Origin of the sequence: Mycolicibacterium chengduense (assembly GCF_033741155.1) — a bacterium.
In the GTDB taxonomy this organism is placed as follows: Bacteria; Actinomycetota; Actinomycetes; order Mycobacteriales; family Mycobacteriaceae; genus Mycobacterium.
Genome location: NZ_JAWQNH010000001.1, coordinates 1 through 18,655 on the forward strand (window position 1 = coordinate 1; position 18,655 = coordinate 18,655).

The following is an 18,655-nucleotide window of genomic DNA, read 5'->3' on the forward strand; positions in this document are numbered from 1 at the left end:
CTGCCCACCGATGAAATTCTCATAACGAGACTTAAAAGACATCAAAGCGCCCTCAACACCCGGGCGTGCATAAACAGTCACGGTTGATCTCCTGCTCTATGAATGACTGTGTCGGTCGTCACTCACGGTAGTTTGCAACCCGTTGCAGCACAGTTGGGAAAAATCGCAACGTTGGTGCAACGTCAGGACAGCGCGGAATCCAGCGCGGTGAGATGCCCATGCGTCTGGGCCCGGGTCAGGTCGTCGGTGCCTCGGTGATCATGCAGCGTCTGCCAGCCCTGGCGGTCATCGCGGGCCTCGGGCAGATCCAGCCAACGGCGCAAGACGTGCACGTCGCCGGCCGAACTGGCGGCCAGCACCGCGCCACGCACGCTGGCGCTCAACTCGGTGCGCAACCGTGCCACGGCCGGCGACCCGGACCGTGGCAGCAGCTGTCCGCGGTAGCTATCCAGCGCGGCGTTGACGTCGCCGCGGCGCAGCGCCGCGAAGACCTCCCCCATATCGCTGTCCAGGGGGCCGAGCAGCCGATACGGCCGTGAACCGATAACGTCGGCGCCGACGATGCGGCGCAGCCGCGACAGTTCCGCCCGGATGGTGACGGCATCCAATTCGCGTTCGTCGAGAAGCATGGCGAGGTGGTCACTGCTGAGCCCCTCGGAATGCTGCAGCAGCAACACGAGAATCTCGGCGTGCCGGCCGGAGAGTTGCTGGGCGCGGGCGCGGCCCTGCTCGTCGACGGTGTGCCAGCTCGGCCGGTCCGGGCCGAGCACCGTCAGGCGGCCGGGTGACACCACCTGAGCCGACGGAGTTTGGTTGTAGGACAAGGCAAGTCGATGCTCGACGGCCACCGCGGTGGCGCGTACCAAAGCCAGCGTCTGCGCCGACGCGATCGAGGATCCGCCGGTGAGGTCGATGCTGCCCACGACCAGGCCGGTCATCGGATCGTGCACCGGTACCGCCGTGCAGGTCCATGGCCGGACCAGCCGGGAGAAGTGCTCGTGCCCGTTGATCTGTACCTCGCGGTCCAGCGCCAGCGCGGTGCCGGGGGCGTTGGTGCCCGCGCCCTGTTCGCTCCAGTCCGCACCCGGCACGAAGTTCATCGCGGCCACCTTGCGGCAGGCTTCGGGATCGCCTTCGACCCACAGCATGGTGCCGTCGGCCGCGGTGACAGCCACGACGACGCCGGAGTCGGCGGCGTAGTCCACCAGCAGCTTGCGGATCACCGGGAGTGCCGCAGCCAGCGGATGGCTGTTGCGCAGTTCGGACAGTCGGGCCGCCGCGGCGGCTTCCCGGGCACCGCTGTCGGGATCGACTCCGACCGCCAGGCTGCGCTGCCAGCTCTCCGCGACGAAGCGACGCAACGGCGTCTGACCCGCGACAATCAGTTCGGGAACGGGGCATGGCGCTTCGGGCGGCGGCTTCGCCGACCTCGTCTCATCTGCCACGACGCTCACGCTCCTGACGCCAGTGTCAACTACTCGCTGGCCATCGGGCCTTGCGGACAGAATACCCGCACGTCAGGGCAGCCGCGGCAATTCTGCGCGGCCGGTCAGGCGGCCTAGGACGGCGGGTCACCGTCCATCCGCCGCCGGGTCTCGGCGACGGCCCGCCGAATTTCGGCGTTGTCGCGTCGTTCGGCGGCGGTTTCCCGGTCGGCTCTTTCCTCCAGCCGCTGCTGTCGCGCACGCTCACGCTGTTCGGTGGCGCCTTCGCGTTCGTCGGCCGTCTGCTCTCGCTCGTCGGCGACCCAGTTGCGCCTGTCCACTTCGGCTTCCTGGCGGGTCACCGACTTCTCGCGTCGCTCCAGGTCGGCCGCACGTCACTTCAGTTCGGCCGGGGTGACGGCTGCTTCGTCATCGACCACCACATCACCGTAACGCTGTGCGGGGTGGAAAGCGCCGCCCGTGTGGCGCCGATTCGGGCGCTCACACCGGACGGTGCCGTCCGGGTCCGCTATTCGATCGCAGCGCGGACGATCTCGGTAACACGCTGCTCGGTGACGTCGTCCAGGCCGTCGAAGTACCAGGCCGCGGGTACCAGCAGCCCGTCCTTGCCTCCCGCGGGTTTGAGGGTCGCCTTTTCGCTCACCCCAAGGCTCATCAACTCGTCGTTCCGGACGAATACCAAGACCGGACTGCTGGCGGACTTGGCGTAGCCGGGCATGCCGTACCAAATGCGCGGCTTGAGTTCGGGTGCAGCAGCGACGATCACGTCGTGCATGCGCTGCATGACACCCCGCGCCGGCTCATCCATCCCGGCGATCTTGTCGAGCACCTGCTGGAGGTTCTTCTCGTCCTTCGAAGCCATCGTCATGTCCTTTCGTCAGCCGGCCGCGTGCACCGGCGAAATGGAGTCGGCGCGCCAGAGGGCGCAGCACCCCATCCGGACATGTCCTCGTGAGTTCGGGGACTCTCCGCAATGATTCAGGTGACCGTTCACCTGGAAGTGCAGAATGCGGCGGGCAAGGCCGCCTCTACGAAGCTAACACGCGGATGGGACGGTGATGAACCGGTACCTCATCGCCTTCCGGCGCCCAAGCGGCGATCCGCTCACGGCGTTGCAGGATTACTCGTGGAATCGAGCGTGGGCCCTATGCACGAAAAGCAGGTCCACTGCGTGCGCAAGCCCCACACTCGACGCGTCCGCCCATCAGACGTCGAAGCGGAACTCCACCACGTCGCCGTCGGCGCTACTTCTCCTGAGCGATCTGCCTGCGAACGGCTTCCTTATCGATCACAGACCACACTTCGGCTATCCGCCCGTTTTCGAACCTGTAGAAGGCGTGCTCCGCGAACGACACTTGCCCACCTGTCGGTTCGAAACCCAAGAAAACGTGGCGTGGAGTGCACTGAAAGAACAGCCGGCAGGAGACGACCCGGTTGTCGGCGATCAGGATCTCCGGGACGAATTGAAGGTCAGGCGCCGCTCGGGTGTCACTCTCCAGCATCGCCCGATAGCCGCTGAGTCGCAGCCGTACTCCGTTGTGTATGACGTCGTCCGAGACGAAGTGTCGAAGATCGTCCCACCGGCGCGTATTCAAGCACCGCAAGTAGTCACGGTATGTCGTGAGCAGGTCACCCTCAGCCATCACTTCACTTCTTGCCGCTTCCTGATGTTCCTCGGTGGCGGAACTCCACCTTATTACCGTCGCCCCGGGCCCTTCTCGCACCACTCCCGGGATCGCCAGCACGGACAGTAGCCTTGTCGTCCATGCGGGTGGCTACTCGTTACCCACGTCCGGATGGTGATGCCTGAGAGGTGGCCATGGGAAATCGTCCCCTCGATGCAAACACTCGACTGGCCGCGGAACGTAACCGCTTGGCGCTGGAAAGAACGTTGATGGCGTGGACCCGTACCGCGACGTCGCTCATCGCCTTCGGGTTCACCGTCTATCAGATCTTCCGATATCTGTCGACGAGCGAACGGCTCCGTGCGGCCGTTGTCAGCCCCCAGTTCTTCGGTATCGCCATGATCGTCGTCGGGTTGGTCGCCTTGATACTGGCCTGGGTTCAGCATCTCCACGAGTTGAAGGCGCTGCGGGCCGACTTTGGGCCGATGCGCTACTCGATCGCCGCTATCGTCGCCGCGATGGTCGCCGGTCTCGGCGTCATCGCTCTACTCGGAGTCACGCTCCGGCTGTAGACGGACTGTTGCTATCCGGCGCGGCACCTGCCGCCGCACAGCCGGCGAGTGTGAGCCCTATGCACGAAAATTGCGCCGATTGCGTGCATATTCCCCACACTCGGCACATGGCCAGTCGCTGGGGTGACGGTTGACTGCATGTCCCCGAACCGAAAACCCACAAGGTACGCATTTGCCTCGACGTGCCGGTCGACGACATCGGCACCGGCCAGACCTACACGTTGAACCGGAACTCCACCACATCCCCGTCGACCATCACGTAATCCTTGCCCTCCATCCGCACCTTGCCTGCGGCCTTGGCGGCGGCCATCGAGCCGGCCTCCATCAGGTCGTCGAAGGACACGATCTCGGCTTTGATGAAGCCCTTCTCGAAGTCGCTGTGGATCACCCCGGCGGCCTTGGGCGCGGTGTCGCCGCGGTGAATCGTCCAGGCGCGCGCCTCTTTCGGGCCCGCGGTCAGATACGTCTGCAGGTTCAGCGTGTGGAAACCGGCCCGCGCCAAGGCGTCCAGCCCGCGCTCGGTCTGGCCGATCGACTCCAGCAACTCGGCGGCCGACTCGTCGTCGAGCTCCTGCAGCTCGGCCTCGATCTTGGCGTCCAGGAACACCGCGTCGGCCGGGGCCACCAGTTCCCGCAGCTCCGCGACGCGCGCCGCGTCGGTCAGCACCGACTCGTCGGCATTGAACACGTAGAGGAACGGTTTGGTGGTCAGCAGGTTCAGCTCGCGCAGCACCGACCAGTCCTGCCCGGTCGAGAAGAGGGTCTTACCGCCGTCGAACACGGCCTGGGCCGCGAGCGCCGCCTCCAGCACCGGCTTGCGGTCCTTGTTGTTGCGGGCTTCTTTCTCCAGCCGCGGCACCGCCTTCTCCAACGTCTGCATATCGGCCAGGATCAGCTCGGTCTCGATCACCTCGATATCGGAGCGCGGGTCCACCCTGCCGTCCACGTGCACCACGTCGTCGTCGGCGAACACCCGCACCACCTGGCAGATGGCGTCACACTCGCGGATGTTGGCCAGGAACTTGTTACCCAGCCCCGCCCCCTCGGACGCACCTTTGACGATGCCGGCGATGTCGACGAAGGTCACCGGCGCCGGCACGGTCTTCTCCGAGCCGAACACCTTGGCAAGCGCATCCAGCCGTGGGTCGGGCAGCGCGACCACGCCCTCGTTGGGTTCGATCGTCGCGAACGGGTAGTTGGCCGCCAGTACGTCGTTCCGGGTCAACGCGTTGAAGAGCGTCGACTTGCCCACGTTCGGTAATCCGACGATTCCCAGGTTCAAGCTCACGGACTCCAGAGTCTAGAAGAAAGAATGCGCGGGACTTGCCACAGAACCACCGAGCGGCTCGCCACAGAACCACCGAGCGGCTCGCCGCAGCGTGCTGGGCGGACGCTCGCAGCAGAAGCCGGTACGGTCAACATGTGTCAGCTCAGCCCGTAGAGCAGGCGGACGCGGTGACCGACCGCTCCGCACTCCCCCGTATCCCGGGGTTGCCGTGGTGGAGCGCCGTGGTGATCGCGGTGGTCTTCACCGCGATCGGATTCGCCTTCGACGCCGGTTCAGGCCACAAGGAGCTCGGCGCGGTCTTCGCGACGTGCTACGTGCTGGGGTGCGTGCTGGCGGTCCTGGCCGTTCGCCAATCCGCGGTGTTCACCGCCGTCATCCAACCGCCGCTCATCCTGTTCATCGCCGTTCCCGGCGCCTACTTCATGTTCCACAGCGCCGAGATCGGCGGGATCAAGGAAATCCTGATCAACTGTGGATATCCGCTGATCGAACGCTTCCCGCTGATGTTCTTCACCGCCGCCGCGGTGTTGGTCATCGGCATGGTGCGCTGGTACATCGGGGCGTCGAACAAGCGGCTGTGGCCCGACAAGCCGGCGGCGCACGTCTCCGCTGCGGCAGCGTCGGACGCTCCGGCTCGGCGAGTGGCACGGCGTTTCGCCCAGAAGTCCGCGGGCACAGCCGACGCCGCGGGCACCGAGGACGCCGCCGATGACCAGGCCCCGGCCGCACCCCCGCGCCGCAGGTCGGCCCGTCGGCCGAACCCGGATGCCGCCCCCTCGACGACGCGTCGTGGCGCCCGGACGGGCGAGCCGTCCCGCGCCCGCCACACCCGCCCACCGGAGAACGACATCGCCGCCTCCGCGGCGGCCGCCGACCGCCGTGAGCGCATGGCGGCACGGGACCGTCAGGGTCGCAGCCGCCGCGACGGCGAGCCGCCGATCGACCCGGCCCGGCAGCCGCGCCGCCCCCGGCCGTCCACCCGTGAGCCGCGCCGGCCCGCCCCGAACCCGTACGAACCGACGGATTACTACGAGCGGCCCCGCCGCCCGAAGAGCCCGGAGGGGTACGAGCGCTACGGGCGTGAACCGCGCTACGACGAACGGCAGCGGCCACCGGCCGCCACCGACCACCACCCGGTATCCCGGGTGCGTTATCGCAGCAGCGATGAGGACCACCGGCCGCGCACCACGCGCCGGTTCGACGAGGAGAGCTAGCCGCTACCCGCGCGGCGGACGGATCTCGCGCGGCAGGGCGAACACCAGCGTCTCGTTGGCGGTGGTGACCGGCTGCACGGTGTCGTAGCCGTAGTCGGCCAAGCGCTCCAGCACGCCGCGCACCAGGATCTCGGGCACCGAGGCGCCCGAGGTCACACCGATCGTCGTCACCCCGGAGAACCAGGCCGGATCGATATCTTCGGCGTAGTCCACCAGGTAGGCGTGCTGCGACCCGGCGCCCAGCGCCACCTCGACCAGGCGCACCGAGTTCGACGAGTTCTTCGAGCCGACCACGATCACCAGCTCGCATTCCGGCGCCATGGCCTTCACGGCGACCTGCCGGTTCTGGGTGGCATAGCAGATGTCGTCGCTGGGCGGGTCCTGCAGCGTCGGGAACTTCTCCCGCAGCCGGCGCACGGTCTCCATGGTCTCGTCAACGCTCAGCGTGGTCTGGGACAGCCAGATGACCTTGTTGGGGTCCCGGACGGTCACATTGTCCACGGCGTCGGGATTGTCGACGACCTGCACATGGTCGGGCGCCTCGCCGGCGGTGCCGACCACCTCTTCGTGTCCCTCGTGCCCGACGAGGAGGATGTCGTAGTCGTCACGGGCGAACCGCTTGGCCTCGTTGTGCACCTTGGTGACCAGTGGGCAGGTGGCGTCGATGGTCCGCAGGTTGCGGGCGGCGGCCTCCTCGTGCACGGTCGGGGCGACGCCGTGCGCGGAGAACACCACGATGGCGCCCTCGGGCACCTCGTCGGTCTGCTCGACGAACACCGCACCGGCCTTGGCCAGCGTGTCGACGACATAGCGGTTGTGCACGATCTCGTGCCGGACGTAGATCGGGGCGCCGTGCTTCTCCAGTGCGCGTTCGACGGTCTCGACGGCGCGGTCCACACCGGCGCAGTACCCGCGCGGTTCGGCGAGCAGCACACGTTTGCCGGCCACCCCCGAACTCACCGAGCTGGAGGCGCCCGGAATACCCATGTTGACGGTTGGTGGCATGCCTTCCAGGGTACTTACCTGCCCCCGCAACGGGCCAGCCGTAGGCTGGCAGCCATGTCGACAGCACCGTACGGAGTCCGACTGCTGGTGGGTGTCGCGGTGACCGCTCTGGACGAGACCCGCAAGCTCCCGCAGACCATCCTCGCCTACCCGATGACGGTCGTCAGCCAGGTCGCGCATCTGGTGATGAAAGTCCAGCAGGACGTGGCCGACCTGGTGATCCGTGGCGACGAGACATTGGAGAACCTGTTCCCGCCGAAGGACGAACAGCCCGAGTGGGCGACATTCGACGAGGACCTGCCCGCCGACGACGGTGACGCGGTCGACATCCCGGTCACCCGGACCAACGAAGGCCGCTTCGCGCTCTACAGCGAAGGTGAACCCGAACGCCCGGTCGCCGACAGTCCGGCGCCGAACAGCAACGGCTCGGCCCCGGCGGTGGTCGCAGATCTCGGCTACGACGCGCTGACGCTGGCTCAGCTGCGCGCCCGGATGACGTCCCTGAAGGTGGACGAGCTGGAGGCCCTGCTGGCCTACGAGGAGGCCACCAAGGCTCGCGCGCCGTTCCAGACCCTGCTCGCCAACAGGATCACCCGCGCGACGGCGAAGTGAGCGATCCCGGCCAGTCACCGGAGAATCCCTGGCCGGTCAGGGCGGTGGCCACCCGGGTGGCCAAGTGGATCGACCGGCTGGGCACCGTGTGGGTGGAGGGCCAGATCGCCCAGCTGACCATGCGGCCCGGCTCGGGCACCGTGTTCATGGTGCTGCGCGACCCGGCCGCCGACATGTCGCTGACCATCACCTGCGCCCGCGACCTGGTGGTGAACGCCCCGGTGAAGCTGGCCGAGGGCACGCAGGTGATCGTGTTCGGCAAGCCGGTCTTCTACACCGGCCGTGGCACCTTCTCGCTGCGGGTCACCGACATCCGCGCGGTCGGTGTCGGTGAGCTGCTGGCCCGTATCGAACGGCTACGCCGGTTGCTGGATGCCGAAGGATTGTTCGACCCGCGGCTCAAGCGCCCGATCCCTTTCCTACCCAGCACCATCGGGCTGATCACCGGGCGGGCGTCGGCTGCCGAGCACGATGTCATCGCGGTGGCGTCGGCCCGCTGGCCGGCAGTCCGGTTCGCGGTCCGCAACACCGTCGTGCAGGGCCCCAACGCGGTGCCACAGATCGTCGACGAGATCCGCGCACTCGACGCCGACCCCGAGGTCGACGTGATCGTGCTGGCCCGCGGCGGCGGCAGCGTCGAGGACCTGCTGCCGTTCTCCGACGAGACGCTGTGCCGCGCCATCGCCGCCTGCACCACGCCGGTGATCAGCGCGGTCGGGCACGAGCCGGACAATCCGCTGTGCGACCTGGTGGCTGACCTGCGCGCCGCCACCCCGACCGACGCCGCCAAACGCCTGGTCCCCGATGCCGCCGCCGAACAGGCCATGGTGGACGATCTGCGCCGGCGGGCCGCGCACGCACTGCGGCATTGGGTGCATCGCGAGGAACGCCTGATCGACCAGTTGCGGACCCGGCCGGTGCTGGCCAAGCCGTTGCTGGCGCTGGAGGCCCGCGCCGACGACGTGCAGCGGGCCCGCGCCGCGGCACGCCGCGACATCAGCCGGCTCATCGCCGCCGAGAACGACCGGTTGGAACACCTGACGGCCCGGCTGTCCACGCTGGGGCCGGCCGCGACGCTGGCACGCGGCTACGCCGTCGTGCAGGTTTTGGACGGCGCCGAGGCAGCCGTCCTGCGGTCCGTGACCGACGCCCCGGCGGGCACCCGGCTGCGGGTCCGCGTCGCCGACGGCGCCGTCATCACCACGAGCGAGGGGTCAGATGAAGCCCATTAGTCAGTTGGGGTACGAAGAGGCACGCGACGAGCTGGTCGAGGTGGTGCGCACGCTTGAGCAGGGCGGCCTGGACCTCGATGCCTCGCTCAAGCTCTGGGAACGGGGTGAGGAGCTGGCCAAACGGTGCGAGGAACACCTGGCCGGGGCGCGTAAACGAGTCGAGGACGTGCTGGGCGCCGCCGACCCCGACGACGAGTGATCACGCCACCGGCGCAAGCCGTTTTCGCCGACCGCCTTTAAAATTAGAACACGTTTCATTTATGCTCTCGGCATGGGTGACGCAACGCTGACGACCGCACTTGGCCACGTCCTGGTGACCGGAGGCTCCGGATTCGTCGGCGCCAACCTGGTCACCACACTGCTGGAACGCGGCCACCAGGTGCGCTCCTTCGATCGGGTCGCCTCTCCCCTGCCCGATCATCCGAAGTTGCAGGCCGTCGTCGGCGACATCACCGACACCGGCGACGTGGCCAAGGCCGTCGCCGGGATCGACACCGTTTTCCACACCGCGGCGATCATCGATCTGATGGGCGGGGCCTCGGTCACCGACGAGTACCGCAAGCGCAGCTTCTCGGTGAACGTCGAGGGCACCAAGAATCTGGTGCACGCCGGCCAGGCGGCGGGGGTGCAACGCTTCGTCTACACCGCGTCCAACAGCGTGGTGATGGGCGGCCAGGATATCCCCAACGGCGATGAAACCCTGCCGTACACCAACCGGTTCAACGACCTCTACACCGAAACCAAGGTGGTGGCCGAGAAGTTCGTGCTGGGCGAGAACGGCGAGCGAGGCATGCTGACCTGCTCCATCCGCCCCAGCGGCATCTGGGGCCGCGGCGATCAGACGATGTTTCGCAAGGTGTTCGAGAATGTGCTCGCCGGACACGTCAAGGTGCTGGTCGGCAGTAAGGACATCAAGCTCGACAACTCCTACGTGCACAACCTGATTCACGGTTTCATCCTGGCCGCCCAGCACCTGGTGCCCGGCGGCAGCGCACCCGGCCAGGCGTACTTCATCAACGACGCCGAGCCCGTCAACATGTTCGAGTTCGCCCGACCGGTGCTCGCCGCATGCGACCGCCCGCTGCCCACCTTCCGGGTGTCCGGCCGGCTGGTGCACAGGGCGATGATGGTCTGGCAGTGGCTGCACTTCAAGTTCGGCATTCCCGAGCCGTTGATCGAACCCCTTGCGGTGGAACGGCTTTACCTGAACAACTACTTCTCGGTGGCCAAGGCCGAGCGCGATCTGGGCTACCGGCCGCTGTTCACCACCGAACAGGCCATGGCCGAATGCCTGCCCTACTACACCGACCTGTTCCACCAGATGGCAAGCAAGACCGGCCAGCCCGCGTCCGTGTGAGCTGGGTGATCCGGAGCTGCGCCGGGGCCGGAAGATGGACGAGGCCGGCGGTGCTGTAGCACCCCGGCCTCTGGTTTCTCGCTCAGCGTCTACAGTGCCGGGGAAACTTGAGGTCCAGAATACGGCACCCGGCGACGGTCGACCAAACCGCCTCCGACCCGCCGAGTCCGATCGGCAAATGCGCTGCGCCCCCGTTCGCTAGGGTTGGAACACGTTCTAATCCACCAACGGAGGGCCCATGACCGAGACCCTGCTGGTAACCGGCGCCTTCGGGCTGGTCGGGTCGGCCACCGTGCGCCGGCTGGCCGCCGACGGCCGCCGGGTGGTGGCCACCGATCTCGATACGCCCGCCAACCGCAAGGCCGCGGCCGCGCTGCCGGCCGGGGTGACGGTGCGCTGGGCCGATCTCACCGACCCGGCCGCCGTCGGCGCGCTGGTGGCCGAGACGGCACCCTCGGCCATCATTCACCTGGCCGCAGTCATCCCGCCGTTCATCTACCAGCGCCGCGGCCTGGCAGAGAAGGTCAACGTGGGCGCCACCGGCACCCTGCTGGCGGCGGCCGAAAAGCTGCCTGCACCACCGCGATTCGTGCTGGCGTCGAGCATCGCGGTGTACGGGTCGCGCAATCCGCACACGCAGACCGGGCTGCTGCGCTCGGACACCCCCGTCAACCCGGCCGATATCTACGGCGACCACAAGGTCAAGGCCGAGGCGCTGGTGCGGTCATCGGCGCTGGACTGGGTGATCCTGCGACTCGGCGGGGTCCTGACGGCCAACCCGGGTTCGTACATGAACATGGACAACTTCTACTTCGAGGGCATGCTGCCCACCGACGGCCGGCTGCAGACCGTCGACGTGCGCGATGTCGCCTCTGCGTTTGCCGCCGCCACCACCGCGGACGCCCGCGGGGAAACCCTGTTGATCGGTGGCGACGACGCCACCCACCGACTGCTGCAGGGCGAGGTCGCACCCGCCATGGCCGCCGCACTCGGCCTGGTCGGCGGACTGCCCACCGGACTCAAGGGCGACCCGCACAATGACGACGGTTGGTTCGCCACCGATTGGATGGACACCACCCGGGCCCAGGAAGTACTTGGCTTCCAACATCATTCCTGGCCCCAGCTTCTCATCGAGGCCGCCGAGAACGCTGGCGTCAAGCGTCCGCTGCTACGGCTGATCGCGCCGCTGGCCCGCCAGATCCTGCAACGCCGCACGGCCTACTACGGCACCGGGCGCCGGTACGCCGACCCGTGGGAAGCGATCAAAACCAAATGGGGCGACCCACGCCCGGACGGGAGCCGGCTGTGACCACCGCGACGACCACCGCGACACGATCGGCCGTCGTCGTCGGCGGCGCGTCCGGCATCGGCTGGGCAGCGGCCCGAGCGCTGGCCGCCGCCGGCTACCGCGTCGTCATCGCCGACCGCAACGCCGAGGGTGCCCAAGCCCGCGCCGCCGAACTCGGCGCACCCCACACCGGCGTCGTCGCCGATGTCACCGACGAACAGTCCATCGCAACGCTTTTCGAGAACTGCGCGGACCTGTCGGCGGTGGTGAACTGTGCCGGCTTCTCTACCATCGGCCTCATCGTGGACATGCCGGCCGAGGACTTTCGCGCCATTGTCGACGTGTGCCTCAACGGGGCGTTCATCGTGGCCAAGCACGCCGGGCGGCATCTCGCTGAGGGTGGCTCGCTGGTGTCGGTCTCCTCGCTGAACGGACGGCAGCCGGCGGCGGGCATGAGCGCCTACTGCGCGGCCAAGGCCGGGTTGTCCATGCTGACCCAGGTGGCCGCACTGGAGTTCGCGGCACGCGGGATCCGGGTCAATGCCGTCGCCCCCGGCTTCGTGCACACCCCGCTCACCGAAGGCGCCGCCCTGGTTCCGGGTGTGGTCGAGGAATACGTGGAGAACACCCCGCTGGGCCGCGCCGGCACACCCGAGGACGTCGCGGAGGCCATCCTGTTTCTCACCACGGCGTCCTGGCTCACCGGTGAGGTGCTCGACCTCAACGGCGGCGCCCACCTCCGCCGCTACCCCGATCTGCTGGGGCACATCCAGAAACTCGCGGCGCAGTGACCGATCCGGTGAGATAGCCCTGTGGATACCGAGTTCACCCTCACCCAGAAGCGGGCGCTGGCCATCGCGACGGCGGTCGCCATCGCCTTCGGGGCGTACTTTCTGCGGGGCTTCTTCATCCTGATCGTGGTGGCAGCGGTGGTGGCGTACCTGTTCGACCCGCTCTACACCCGGTTGAACAAACGCCTCGGCAGCGGCCTGTCCGCGACGCTGACACTGCTGGCCGCGCTGGTCATGGTGATCGTCCCGATCGCAGGCACGGTGGCCATCGGTGTCGCGCAGATCAGCGTGATGATCCGCAGCGTCAGCGACTGGGTGGGCAAGACCGACCTGAGCTCGCTCGGCGACCGAGCCCTGCGGATGGTCAACCAGCTGCTGGACCGGGTGCCCTTCCTGCAGAGCACCAACGTCACCCCCGAAGAGCTGCAGAAATGGGTGGCGACGTTCGTGCAGCGCGCCGGACAGTGGGGCCTGGAGTTCTTACAGAGCGCGGCGGGCGGCTTGCTCGGCGGTGTGACCGCGGCCGTCATCTTCCTCTACGTCTTCATCTCGATATTGGTCAAAGGCGACGCGTTGCGGCTGCTGATCCGCCGGCTCAATCCCCTCGGCGAGGAGGTGACCGACCTGTACCTGGCCAAGATGGCGGCCATGGTCCGCGGCACCGTCCAGGGCCAGTTCGTCATCGCCCTGGCGCAGGGCGTGGCCGGCGCCATCTCCATCTACATCGCCGGATTCCACGACGGCTTCTTCATCTTCGCCCTGCTGCTGTCGGCGTTGTCGGTCATCCCGCTCGGTAGTGGCATCGTCACCATCCCGTTCGGCATCGGCATGGCGGTGTTCGGCAATATCGGCGGCGGCATCTTCGTCGTCGCGTTCCACCTGTTGGTGGTCACCAATATCGACAATGTGCTGCGGCCGATCCTGGTGCCCAAGGAAGCCAAACTGGATTCGGCGCTGATGCTGCTGTCGGTGTTCGCCGGGATCACGATGTTCGGGTTCCTCGGCATCGTCATCGGCCCGGTGGTGATGATCGTCATCGTCACCACCATCAGCGTGTACCTGTGGGTGTACAAAGGCGTCCCGATGGACGTGGGCGCCGAGGACGACGACGAGCCGAAACGGCCGGGCCGGTTCAAACGGCTGATCGCCTACGCCCGACTGGCCGCCCGACGGACCCGGCCGGGTGTCCCCGCACCGGCAAGTTCACCGCCGGTGGCCGGAGACTAGGCAGGCAGCGGACGTGCGGTCTGCACCGCCTTGGCCAGCACCCGGAATTCGTCGGCGCCGGCGGCACCGGTGATCGCCAGCTGGGCGCCGTCGCCCAGCCGGGTCGTCCACACCGGCTCACCCTCACCGGCCTCGTAGACCACCCACTTCACCCCGTCCACATCCTGGGTGCCGGTGGGCACCAGGTCGGTGTTGATCGACGCGACCAGCGCGTCCTCGTCGGCGTTGCTCTGCGTCAAGGACAGATACATCCCGCTCGGGGCCAGGTAGCCCACCCGCGAGGTCACCGCGCGTGTCTTCTGCCCGGTCGCCGGGTCCACCCGGCCGCCGTCGATCCCGCCCCGCGCGCCGGAGTTCGCCGTCCATCCCTGCGGCAACGCCGGCAACCGGACCGGGATCTTGAGCGCCGCGGCGTCGGCCTTCAGCGCGGCCGCCGCGTCGTAGTTCGGGGCGGGTCCGGCACCCGGACCGCTGGGCTGGAACGAACACATCCCCAGCACCCCCGCCAGCACCACGCAGGCCAGGATCAACGGCGCCATCGACCAGAACATGTCGCGGCCGTCCTGCAACAGTCGATCCTTGGCGGGCGCGGGCACCGGCACCACGATCGGCGTGTGGGTCTCCGGGTCCCGCGGGCTACTCACGCTGCCGCCCCGCAGGCTCGGCCGCAGGATGGCGGCTGATGATTCGCTCCGCAAGCGTCGCTCATGCCAGCCAGTATCCCAGTTCCCAAACGGAGAGCCGCTAATGGGACAATCTGCAGCTATGACGCCTACGCGCCGGGAAGCGCCGGACCGCAACCTTGCCCTCGAACTCGTCCGTGTCACCGAAGCCGGAGCGATGGCCGCCGGCCGCTGGGTGGGCCGCGGGGACAAGGAAGGTGGGGACGGGGCCGCTGTCGACGCCATGCGCGAGCTGGTGAACTCCGTATCGATGCGCGGTGTGGTGGTCATCGGCGAGGGCGAGAAGGACAACGCCCCGATGCTCTACAACGGTGAAGAGGTCGGCAACGGCGACGGGCCGGACTGCGATTTCGCCGTCGACCCGGTCGACGGCACCACCCTGATGAGCAAGGGCATGCCCAATGCCATCTCGGTGCTGGCGGTGGCCGAGCGCGGCGCCATGTTCGACCCGTCGGCGGTGTTCTACATGAACAAGATCGCCGGCGGGCCGGATGTCGCCGACTTCATCGACATCACCTCCCCGATCGCGGCCAACATCCAGCGCATCGCCAAGGTCCGCAAGGCGTCGGTCTCCGACGTGACGGTCTGCATCCTCGATCGCCCCCGGCACACCAAGCTGATGGAGGAGGTGCGCTCGGCCGGTGCCCGCATCCGGCTGATCTCGGACGGCGATGTCGCCGGCGCCATCTCGGCCTGCCGCCCGGATTCGGGAACCGACCTGCTCGTCGGCATCGGCGGCACCCCGGAGGGCATCATCGCCGCGGCGGCCATCCGCTGCATGGGCGGGGAGATCCAGGCCACCCTGGCTCCCACCGACGACGACGAACGCCAGCGGGCCATCGACCGCGGCTATGACCTGGACCGGGTGCTGACCACCAAGGACCTCGTCTCCGGCGAGAACGTCTTCTTCTGCGCCACCGGCGTCACCGACGGCGACCTGCTCAAGGGGGTGCGCTACTTCGGTGGAGGCTGCACCACCCAGTCCATCGTGATGCGGTCCAAGTCCGGCACCGTCCGGATGATCGAGGCCTATCACCGGCTGTCCAAGCTCAACGAGTACTCCGCGGTGGACTTCACCGGGGACAAGTCCGCGGCCTATCCGCTTCCCTAAGAAAGGCATTTGATGACCGACAGCGCAGTCGACGCCGAGTACCGCATCGAGCACGACACCATGGGCGAGGTCCGGGTTCCGGCCAAAGCCCTGTGGCGGGCCCAGACGCAGCGGGCGGTGGAGAACTTCCCGATTTCGTTCCGGGGCCTGGAGCGCACCCAGATCCGTGCCCTGGGCCTGCTCAAAGGCGCTTGCGCACAGGTGAACAAGGATCTCGGGCTGCTGGCGCCGGAGAAGGCTGACGCCATCATCGCCGCGGCCGGTGAGATCGCCGACGGGCTGCACGACGACCAGTTCCCCATCGACGTGTTCCAGACCGGTTCGGGCACCAGCTCGAACATGAACGCCAACGAGGTGATCGCCTCCATCGCGGCGGCCAACGGCGTGACGGTGCACCCCAACGACGATGTCAACATGTCGCAGAGCTCCAACGACACCTTTCCCACCGCGACCCACATCGCGGCCACCGAAGCCGCTGTGCGCCACCTGATTCCGGCGCTGGAGATCTTGCACGAGTCCCTGGCCGCCAAGGCCAGGCAATGGCGCACCGTGGTGAAGTCCGGCCGCACCCACCTGATGGACGCCGTTCCGGTGACCTTGGGCCAGGAGTTCGGCGGCTACGCCCGTCAGATCGAGGCCGGGATCGAAAGGGTCAAGGCCACCCTGCCCCGGCTCGGCGAGCTGGCCATCGGGGGCACCGCCGTCGGCACCGGACTCAATGCCCCCGACGGGTTCGGCGCCAAGGTGGTCGAGGTACTGGTGGCGCAGACCGGTATCGCCGAATTGCGCACCGCCAAGGACTCTTTCGAAGCGCAGGCGGCCCGCGACGGGTTGGTCGAGGCATCCGGCGCCCTGAAGACGATCGCGGCATCACTGACCAAGATCGCCAACGACGTGCGCTGGATGGGTTCGGGCCCGCTGACCGGCCTTGGCGAAATCCAGTTGCCCGACCTGCAGCCGGGTAGCTCGATCATGCCGGGCAAGGTGAACCCTGTTCTGCCCGAAGCGGTTACCCAGGTGGCCGCGCAGGTCATCGGCAACGACGCCGCCGTCACCGTCGGCGGCCTGTCTGGCGCCTTCGAGCTGAACGTCTACATCCCGATGATGGCGCGCAACGTGCTGGAGTCGTTCACCCTGCTGTCGAACGTGTCGAAGTTGTTCGCCACCAAGTGCATCGACGGCCTGGTGGCCAACGAGGAGCATCTGCGTGAGCTGGCCGAGTCGTCGCCGTCCATCGTGACGCCGCTGAACTCGGCCATCGGCTACGAGGAGGCCGCCAAGGTGGCTAAGCAGGCTCTCAAGGAGAAGAAGACGATCCGGCAGACCGTCATCGACCGCGGTCTGCTCGGCGACAAGCTCTCCGAAGCCGAGCTGGACAAGCGCCTCGACGTGCTGGCCATGGCGAAGGTCAAGCCGGGCGAGTAACGCGTTTCCGCCGAGTGTGGGCGTCGCGACGGAACGGGGCGGTTTCCGTCGCGACGCTCACGCCAACCGGTCTGGTGCGACGAATCTGATTCCTGGCCAGGCCGTCAGGCTGTGCAGGAGCAGGCTCAACGTCACGGTGATCACCACCGCCTCGGTGATGACGGCAGCATTGTCGATTCCGCCGTGGCCGAGCACCAACAATCCCAACACCAGCGTGCCGATCCCGCGCGGTCCGAACCATCCGATGAACAACCGACTGCGCATCGGCACATCGGTGCCGACCAATGCCAACTGCACGGCAACCGGACGCACCAGCACCAGCGCCGCCACACAGAACAGCACTGTGCGCCAATCGATCTCGCGCCAGCCCAGGAACACGGCGTAGCCACCGAAGATCGCGAACACCACCAGCTCGAGCACCTGGCCTGCGGCGTCGGACACCTGGGTGGGCACCGCCGTCCGCGCATGGCGGGCCACCGCGGCGAAACCAAGACCGCCGACGAAAGCGGCGACGAAACCACTGGAATGCACCCGCTCGGCCAGCCCGAAGCACACCAAAGCCATTGCCACGGTGGCCAGTTGAGCCCAGGTGGCGTTCATCCAGCCGCGCCGCCACGAGGCCAGCACCACCACTCCGCCGACCAGTCCGATGATCGCCCCGAGGGCCACCGCCACCAACTCGGTGTGCACCAGGTACCAACTCCAATGGCCGACACCGCCCTCACCGGGTTTGGCGGCCAGCGCCAGCGCCGCAAGCGCTGCCGCCAGGGCGAACCCGTCGTAACAGCCGCTTTCCACCGACAGCGCGTGCCGGACCCGCTCCGGGATGCGTTGATCTTCCAGCAGGGCATCGATCAGGGCCACCTCCGTCGGCGCGATGACGGCGGCCAAGCAGACCGCCTCCCACAGCGGGAGAACCGGCAGCAACACCACTGCCGTCAGCGTGCCCAGCAGCAACGCCAACGGGATACCGACGATGAGCAGCCGGAAGGTGGCGTGCCCGCGCCGCGCCGCAGCGGCCAGGTCGAGTGACGCCGCCTGGTTGAACAGGATGACCGTCAGCGCCAACTGGGCCAACGTGGTGAAGGTATGGGTGTCGTCGGCGGCGATGACGTCGAATCCGAAGGGCCCGAGCATCATGCCCATGACCACGAACACCAACGCCGGCGCCAGGTACCACCGGCTGACCAGGCCCGAGATCACGGCATAGAGCAACACCAGCAGGGTGAGGGCGAGCGCGGTAGCGGTGTGCACACCGCGAAATCCTAGTTTTCGCGACCCCGATCCGTGGGACGGTGCGCGGCGGTGTTGAACGCGATACCGCCGATGCCCGCCGCGGCGGTCGCGATATCGATCCCGGTGCTGCTGGGCCCGCGCTCCGGCGGCGCCGGCGCGGGCGGCGGCGAGGCCGGCAGACGATAGTGCCGGGCCAGCCGGTGCTCCTCCTCAGGGGTGATACCAGCCCGTATCCGCAGGTTGGGCGCCTCTTTGATGGCGCCCTTGTCGACGGCGACGGTCACGGTGTTGCGATCACAGTGGGCGCCGGCCAGCGGCACGAATGTCGACGACAGGCCGAAGAGCCCGGTGGTGACCGCCACCCATTTCGGTTCGCGGGTGTCCGCGTCCACGAAAATTTGGTGGATCTTGCCGATCTTGTGGCCGGTGACGTCGTACGCGGTCGCGCCGACGAACTGCTGCACCGAGCTCGTCATGTGCTTTCCTCCGTTTCGGGGGCATCCACGTAACGGGTAGCCGGTCGGCACCGGCGGCTAAACATCGA

Annotated in this window: 21 protein-coding genes; 11 read left to right on the top strand and 10 right to left on the bottom strand. The window is 67.7% G+C overall.

The window, feature by feature from the left end:
- The 5 genes from SBI67_RS00005 to SBI67_RS00025 all read right to left on the bottom strand — a co-directional run.
- Positions 1-81, bottom strand: an 81-nt coding sequence (locus SBI67_RS00005) for a hypothetical protein (protein WP_318979524.1), incomplete at its 3' end; no start/stop codon positions are given.
- A gap of 101 nt (positions 82-182) precedes the next feature.
- Positions 183-1,385 carry a sigma-54-dependent transcriptional regulator family protein gene (locus tag SBI67_RS00010; RefSeq protein WP_318979525.1) on the bottom strand — a complete coding sequence of 401 codons (1,203 nt, stop codon included), beginning with the start codon at positions 1,383-1,385 and terminating at the stop codon, positions 183-185.
- 173 nt (positions 1,386-1,558) lie between these two features.
- The gene (locus SBI67_RS00015; RefSeq protein WP_318978612.1) at positions 1,559-1,786 is read right to left on the bottom strand and encodes a hypothetical protein; all 228 of its coding nucleotides are present in this window, start codon (positions 1,784-1,786) and stop codon (positions 1,559-1,561) included.
- 167 nt (positions 1,787-1,953) lie between these two features.
- On the bottom strand, positions 1,954-2,307 hold the full coding sequence (locus SBI67_RS00020) for a DUF1801 domain-containing protein (protein ID WP_318978613.1): 354 nt from the start codon (positions 2,305-2,307) through the stop codon (positions 1,954-1,956).
- Between the two features lie 382 nt (positions 2,308-2,689).
- On the bottom strand, positions 2,690-3,088 hold the full coding sequence (locus tag SBI67_RS00025) for an ester cyclase (RefSeq protein WP_318978614.1): 399 nt from the start codon (positions 3,086-3,088) through the stop codon (positions 2,690-2,692).
- A gap of 176 nt (positions 3,089-3,264) precedes the next feature.
- Here SBI67_RS00025 and SBI67_RS00030 point away from each other — a divergent pair, with 176 nt between their 5' ends.
- Complete coding sequence (locus SBI67_RS00030) at positions 3,265-3,642, top strand: YidH family protein (RefSeq protein WP_318978615.1); 378 nt, start codon at positions 3,265-3,267, stop codon at positions 3,640-3,642.
- Between the two features lie 214 nt (positions 3,643-3,856).
- On the opposite strand, the gene ychF is transcribed toward SBI67_RS00030, so the two are convergent.
- Positions 3,857-4,930 carry a redox-regulated ATPase YchF gene (gene ychF / locus SBI67_RS00035; RefSeq protein ID WP_318978616.1) on the bottom strand — a complete coding sequence of 358 codons (1,074 nt, stop codon included), beginning with the start codon at positions 4,928-4,930 and terminating at the stop codon, positions 3,857-3,859.
- A gap of 134 nt (positions 4,931-5,064) precedes the next feature.
- Here ychF and SBI67_RS00040 point away from each other — a divergent pair, with 134 nt between their 5' ends.
- Positions 5,065-6,144: a DUF6542 domain-containing protein gene (locus tag SBI67_RS00040; protein WP_318978617.1), complete on the top strand. Its 1,080-nt coding sequence runs from the start codon at positions 5,065-5,067 to the stop codon at positions 6,142-6,144.
- A 3-nt stretch (positions 6,145-6,147) separates the two neighbouring features.
- Here SBI67_RS00040 and SBI67_RS00045 read toward each other — a convergent pair whose 3' ends face one another.
- Positions 6,148-7,149 carry a 4-hydroxy-3-methylbut-2-enyl diphosphate reductase gene (locus SBI67_RS00045; protein WP_318978618.1) on the bottom strand — a complete coding sequence of 334 codons (1,002 nt, stop codon included), beginning with the start codon at positions 7,147-7,149 and terminating at the stop codon, positions 6,148-6,150.
- A gap of 54 nt (positions 7,150-7,203) precedes the next feature.
- On the opposite strand from SBI67_RS00045, the gene SBI67_RS00050 reads away from it, so the two are divergent.
- From SBI67_RS00050 to SBI67_RS00080, 7 genes are all read left to right on the top strand, one after another.
- Positions 7,204-7,761: a lipid droplet-associated protein gene (locus SBI67_RS00050; RefSeq protein WP_266050074.1), complete on the top strand. Its 558-nt coding sequence runs from the start codon at positions 7,204-7,206 to the stop codon at positions 7,759-7,761.
- Complete coding sequence (gene xseA / locus SBI67_RS00055) at positions 7,758-8,993, top strand: exodeoxyribonuclease VII large subunit (RefSeq protein ID WP_318978619.1); 1,236 nt, start codon at positions 7,758-7,760, stop codon at positions 8,991-8,993. The genes SBI67_RS00050 and xseA overlap by 4 nt, the downstream gene beginning before the upstream one ends.
- Positions 8,980-9,192: an exodeoxyribonuclease VII small subunit gene (locus SBI67_RS00060; protein ID WP_318978620.1), complete on the top strand. Its 213-nt coding sequence runs from the start codon at positions 8,980-8,982 to the stop codon at positions 9,190-9,192. The genes xseA and SBI67_RS00060 overlap by 14 nt, the downstream gene beginning before the upstream one ends.
- Before the next feature lie 72 nt (positions 9,193-9,264).
- Positions 9,265-10,350 (top strand): 3-beta-hydroxysteroid dehydrogenase, encoded by a 1,086-nt coding sequence (locus SBI67_RS00065; protein WP_318978621.1) that lies wholly within the window; start codon positions 9,265-9,267, stop codon positions 10,348-10,350.
- Positions 10,351-10,588: 238 nt separating this feature from the next.
- On the top strand, positions 10,589-11,659 hold the full coding sequence (locus SBI67_RS00070; RefSeq protein WP_318978622.1) for an NAD-dependent epimerase/dehydratase family protein: 1,071 nt from the start codon (positions 10,589-10,591) through the stop codon (positions 11,657-11,659).
- The gene (locus tag SBI67_RS00075) at positions 11,656-12,429 is read left to right on the top strand and encodes an SDR family NAD(P)-dependent oxidoreductase (RefSeq protein WP_318978623.1); all 774 of its coding nucleotides are present in this window, start codon (positions 11,656-11,658) and stop codon (positions 12,427-12,429) included. The genes SBI67_RS00070 and SBI67_RS00075 overlap by 4 nt, the downstream gene beginning before the upstream one ends.
- Before the next feature lie 21 nt (positions 12,430-12,450).
- Entirely contained in the window at positions 12,451-13,656 is a 1,206-nt protein-coding gene (locus SBI67_RS00080) for an AI-2E family transporter (RefSeq protein WP_318978624.1), read from the top strand.
- On the opposite strand, the gene SBI67_RS00085 is transcribed toward SBI67_RS00080, so the two are convergent.
- Positions 13,653-14,300: a DUF4245 domain-containing protein gene (locus SBI67_RS00085; protein ID WP_318978625.1), complete on the bottom strand. Its 648-nt coding sequence runs from the start codon at positions 14,298-14,300 to the stop codon at positions 13,653-13,655. The two genes, SBI67_RS00080 and SBI67_RS00085, sit on opposite strands and share 4 nt — an antisense overlap.
- Positions 14,301-14,421: 121 nt before the next feature.
- On the opposite strand from SBI67_RS00085, the gene glpX reads away from it, so the two are divergent.
- Positions 14,422-15,450, top strand: coding sequence for a class II fructose-bisphosphatase (gene glpX, locus SBI67_RS00090; RefSeq protein WP_266048817.1), 1,029 nt, complete (start codon positions 14,422-14,424; stop codon positions 15,448-15,450).
- A 12-nt stretch (positions 15,451-15,462) separates the two neighbouring features.
- A complete protein-coding gene (locus tag SBI67_RS00095) occupies positions 15,463-16,875 on the top strand; it encodes a class II fumarate hydratase (RefSeq protein WP_266048818.1) in 1,413 nt (470 codons plus the stop codon).
- A gap of 57 nt (positions 16,876-16,932) precedes the next feature.
- On the opposite strand, the gene SBI67_RS00100 is transcribed toward SBI67_RS00095, so the two are convergent.
- On the bottom strand, positions 16,933-18,129 hold the full coding sequence (locus SBI67_RS00100) for a cation:proton antiporter domain-containing protein (protein ID WP_318978626.1): 1,197 nt from the start codon (positions 18,127-18,129) through the stop codon (positions 16,933-16,935).
- 11 nt (positions 18,130-18,140) lie between these two features.
- Complete coding sequence (locus SBI67_RS00105; RefSeq protein ID WP_266048820.1) at positions 18,141-18,587, bottom strand: PRC-barrel domain-containing protein; 447 nt, start codon at positions 18,585-18,587, stop codon at positions 18,141-18,143.
- Positions 18,588-18,655 lie beyond the last annotated feature (68 nt).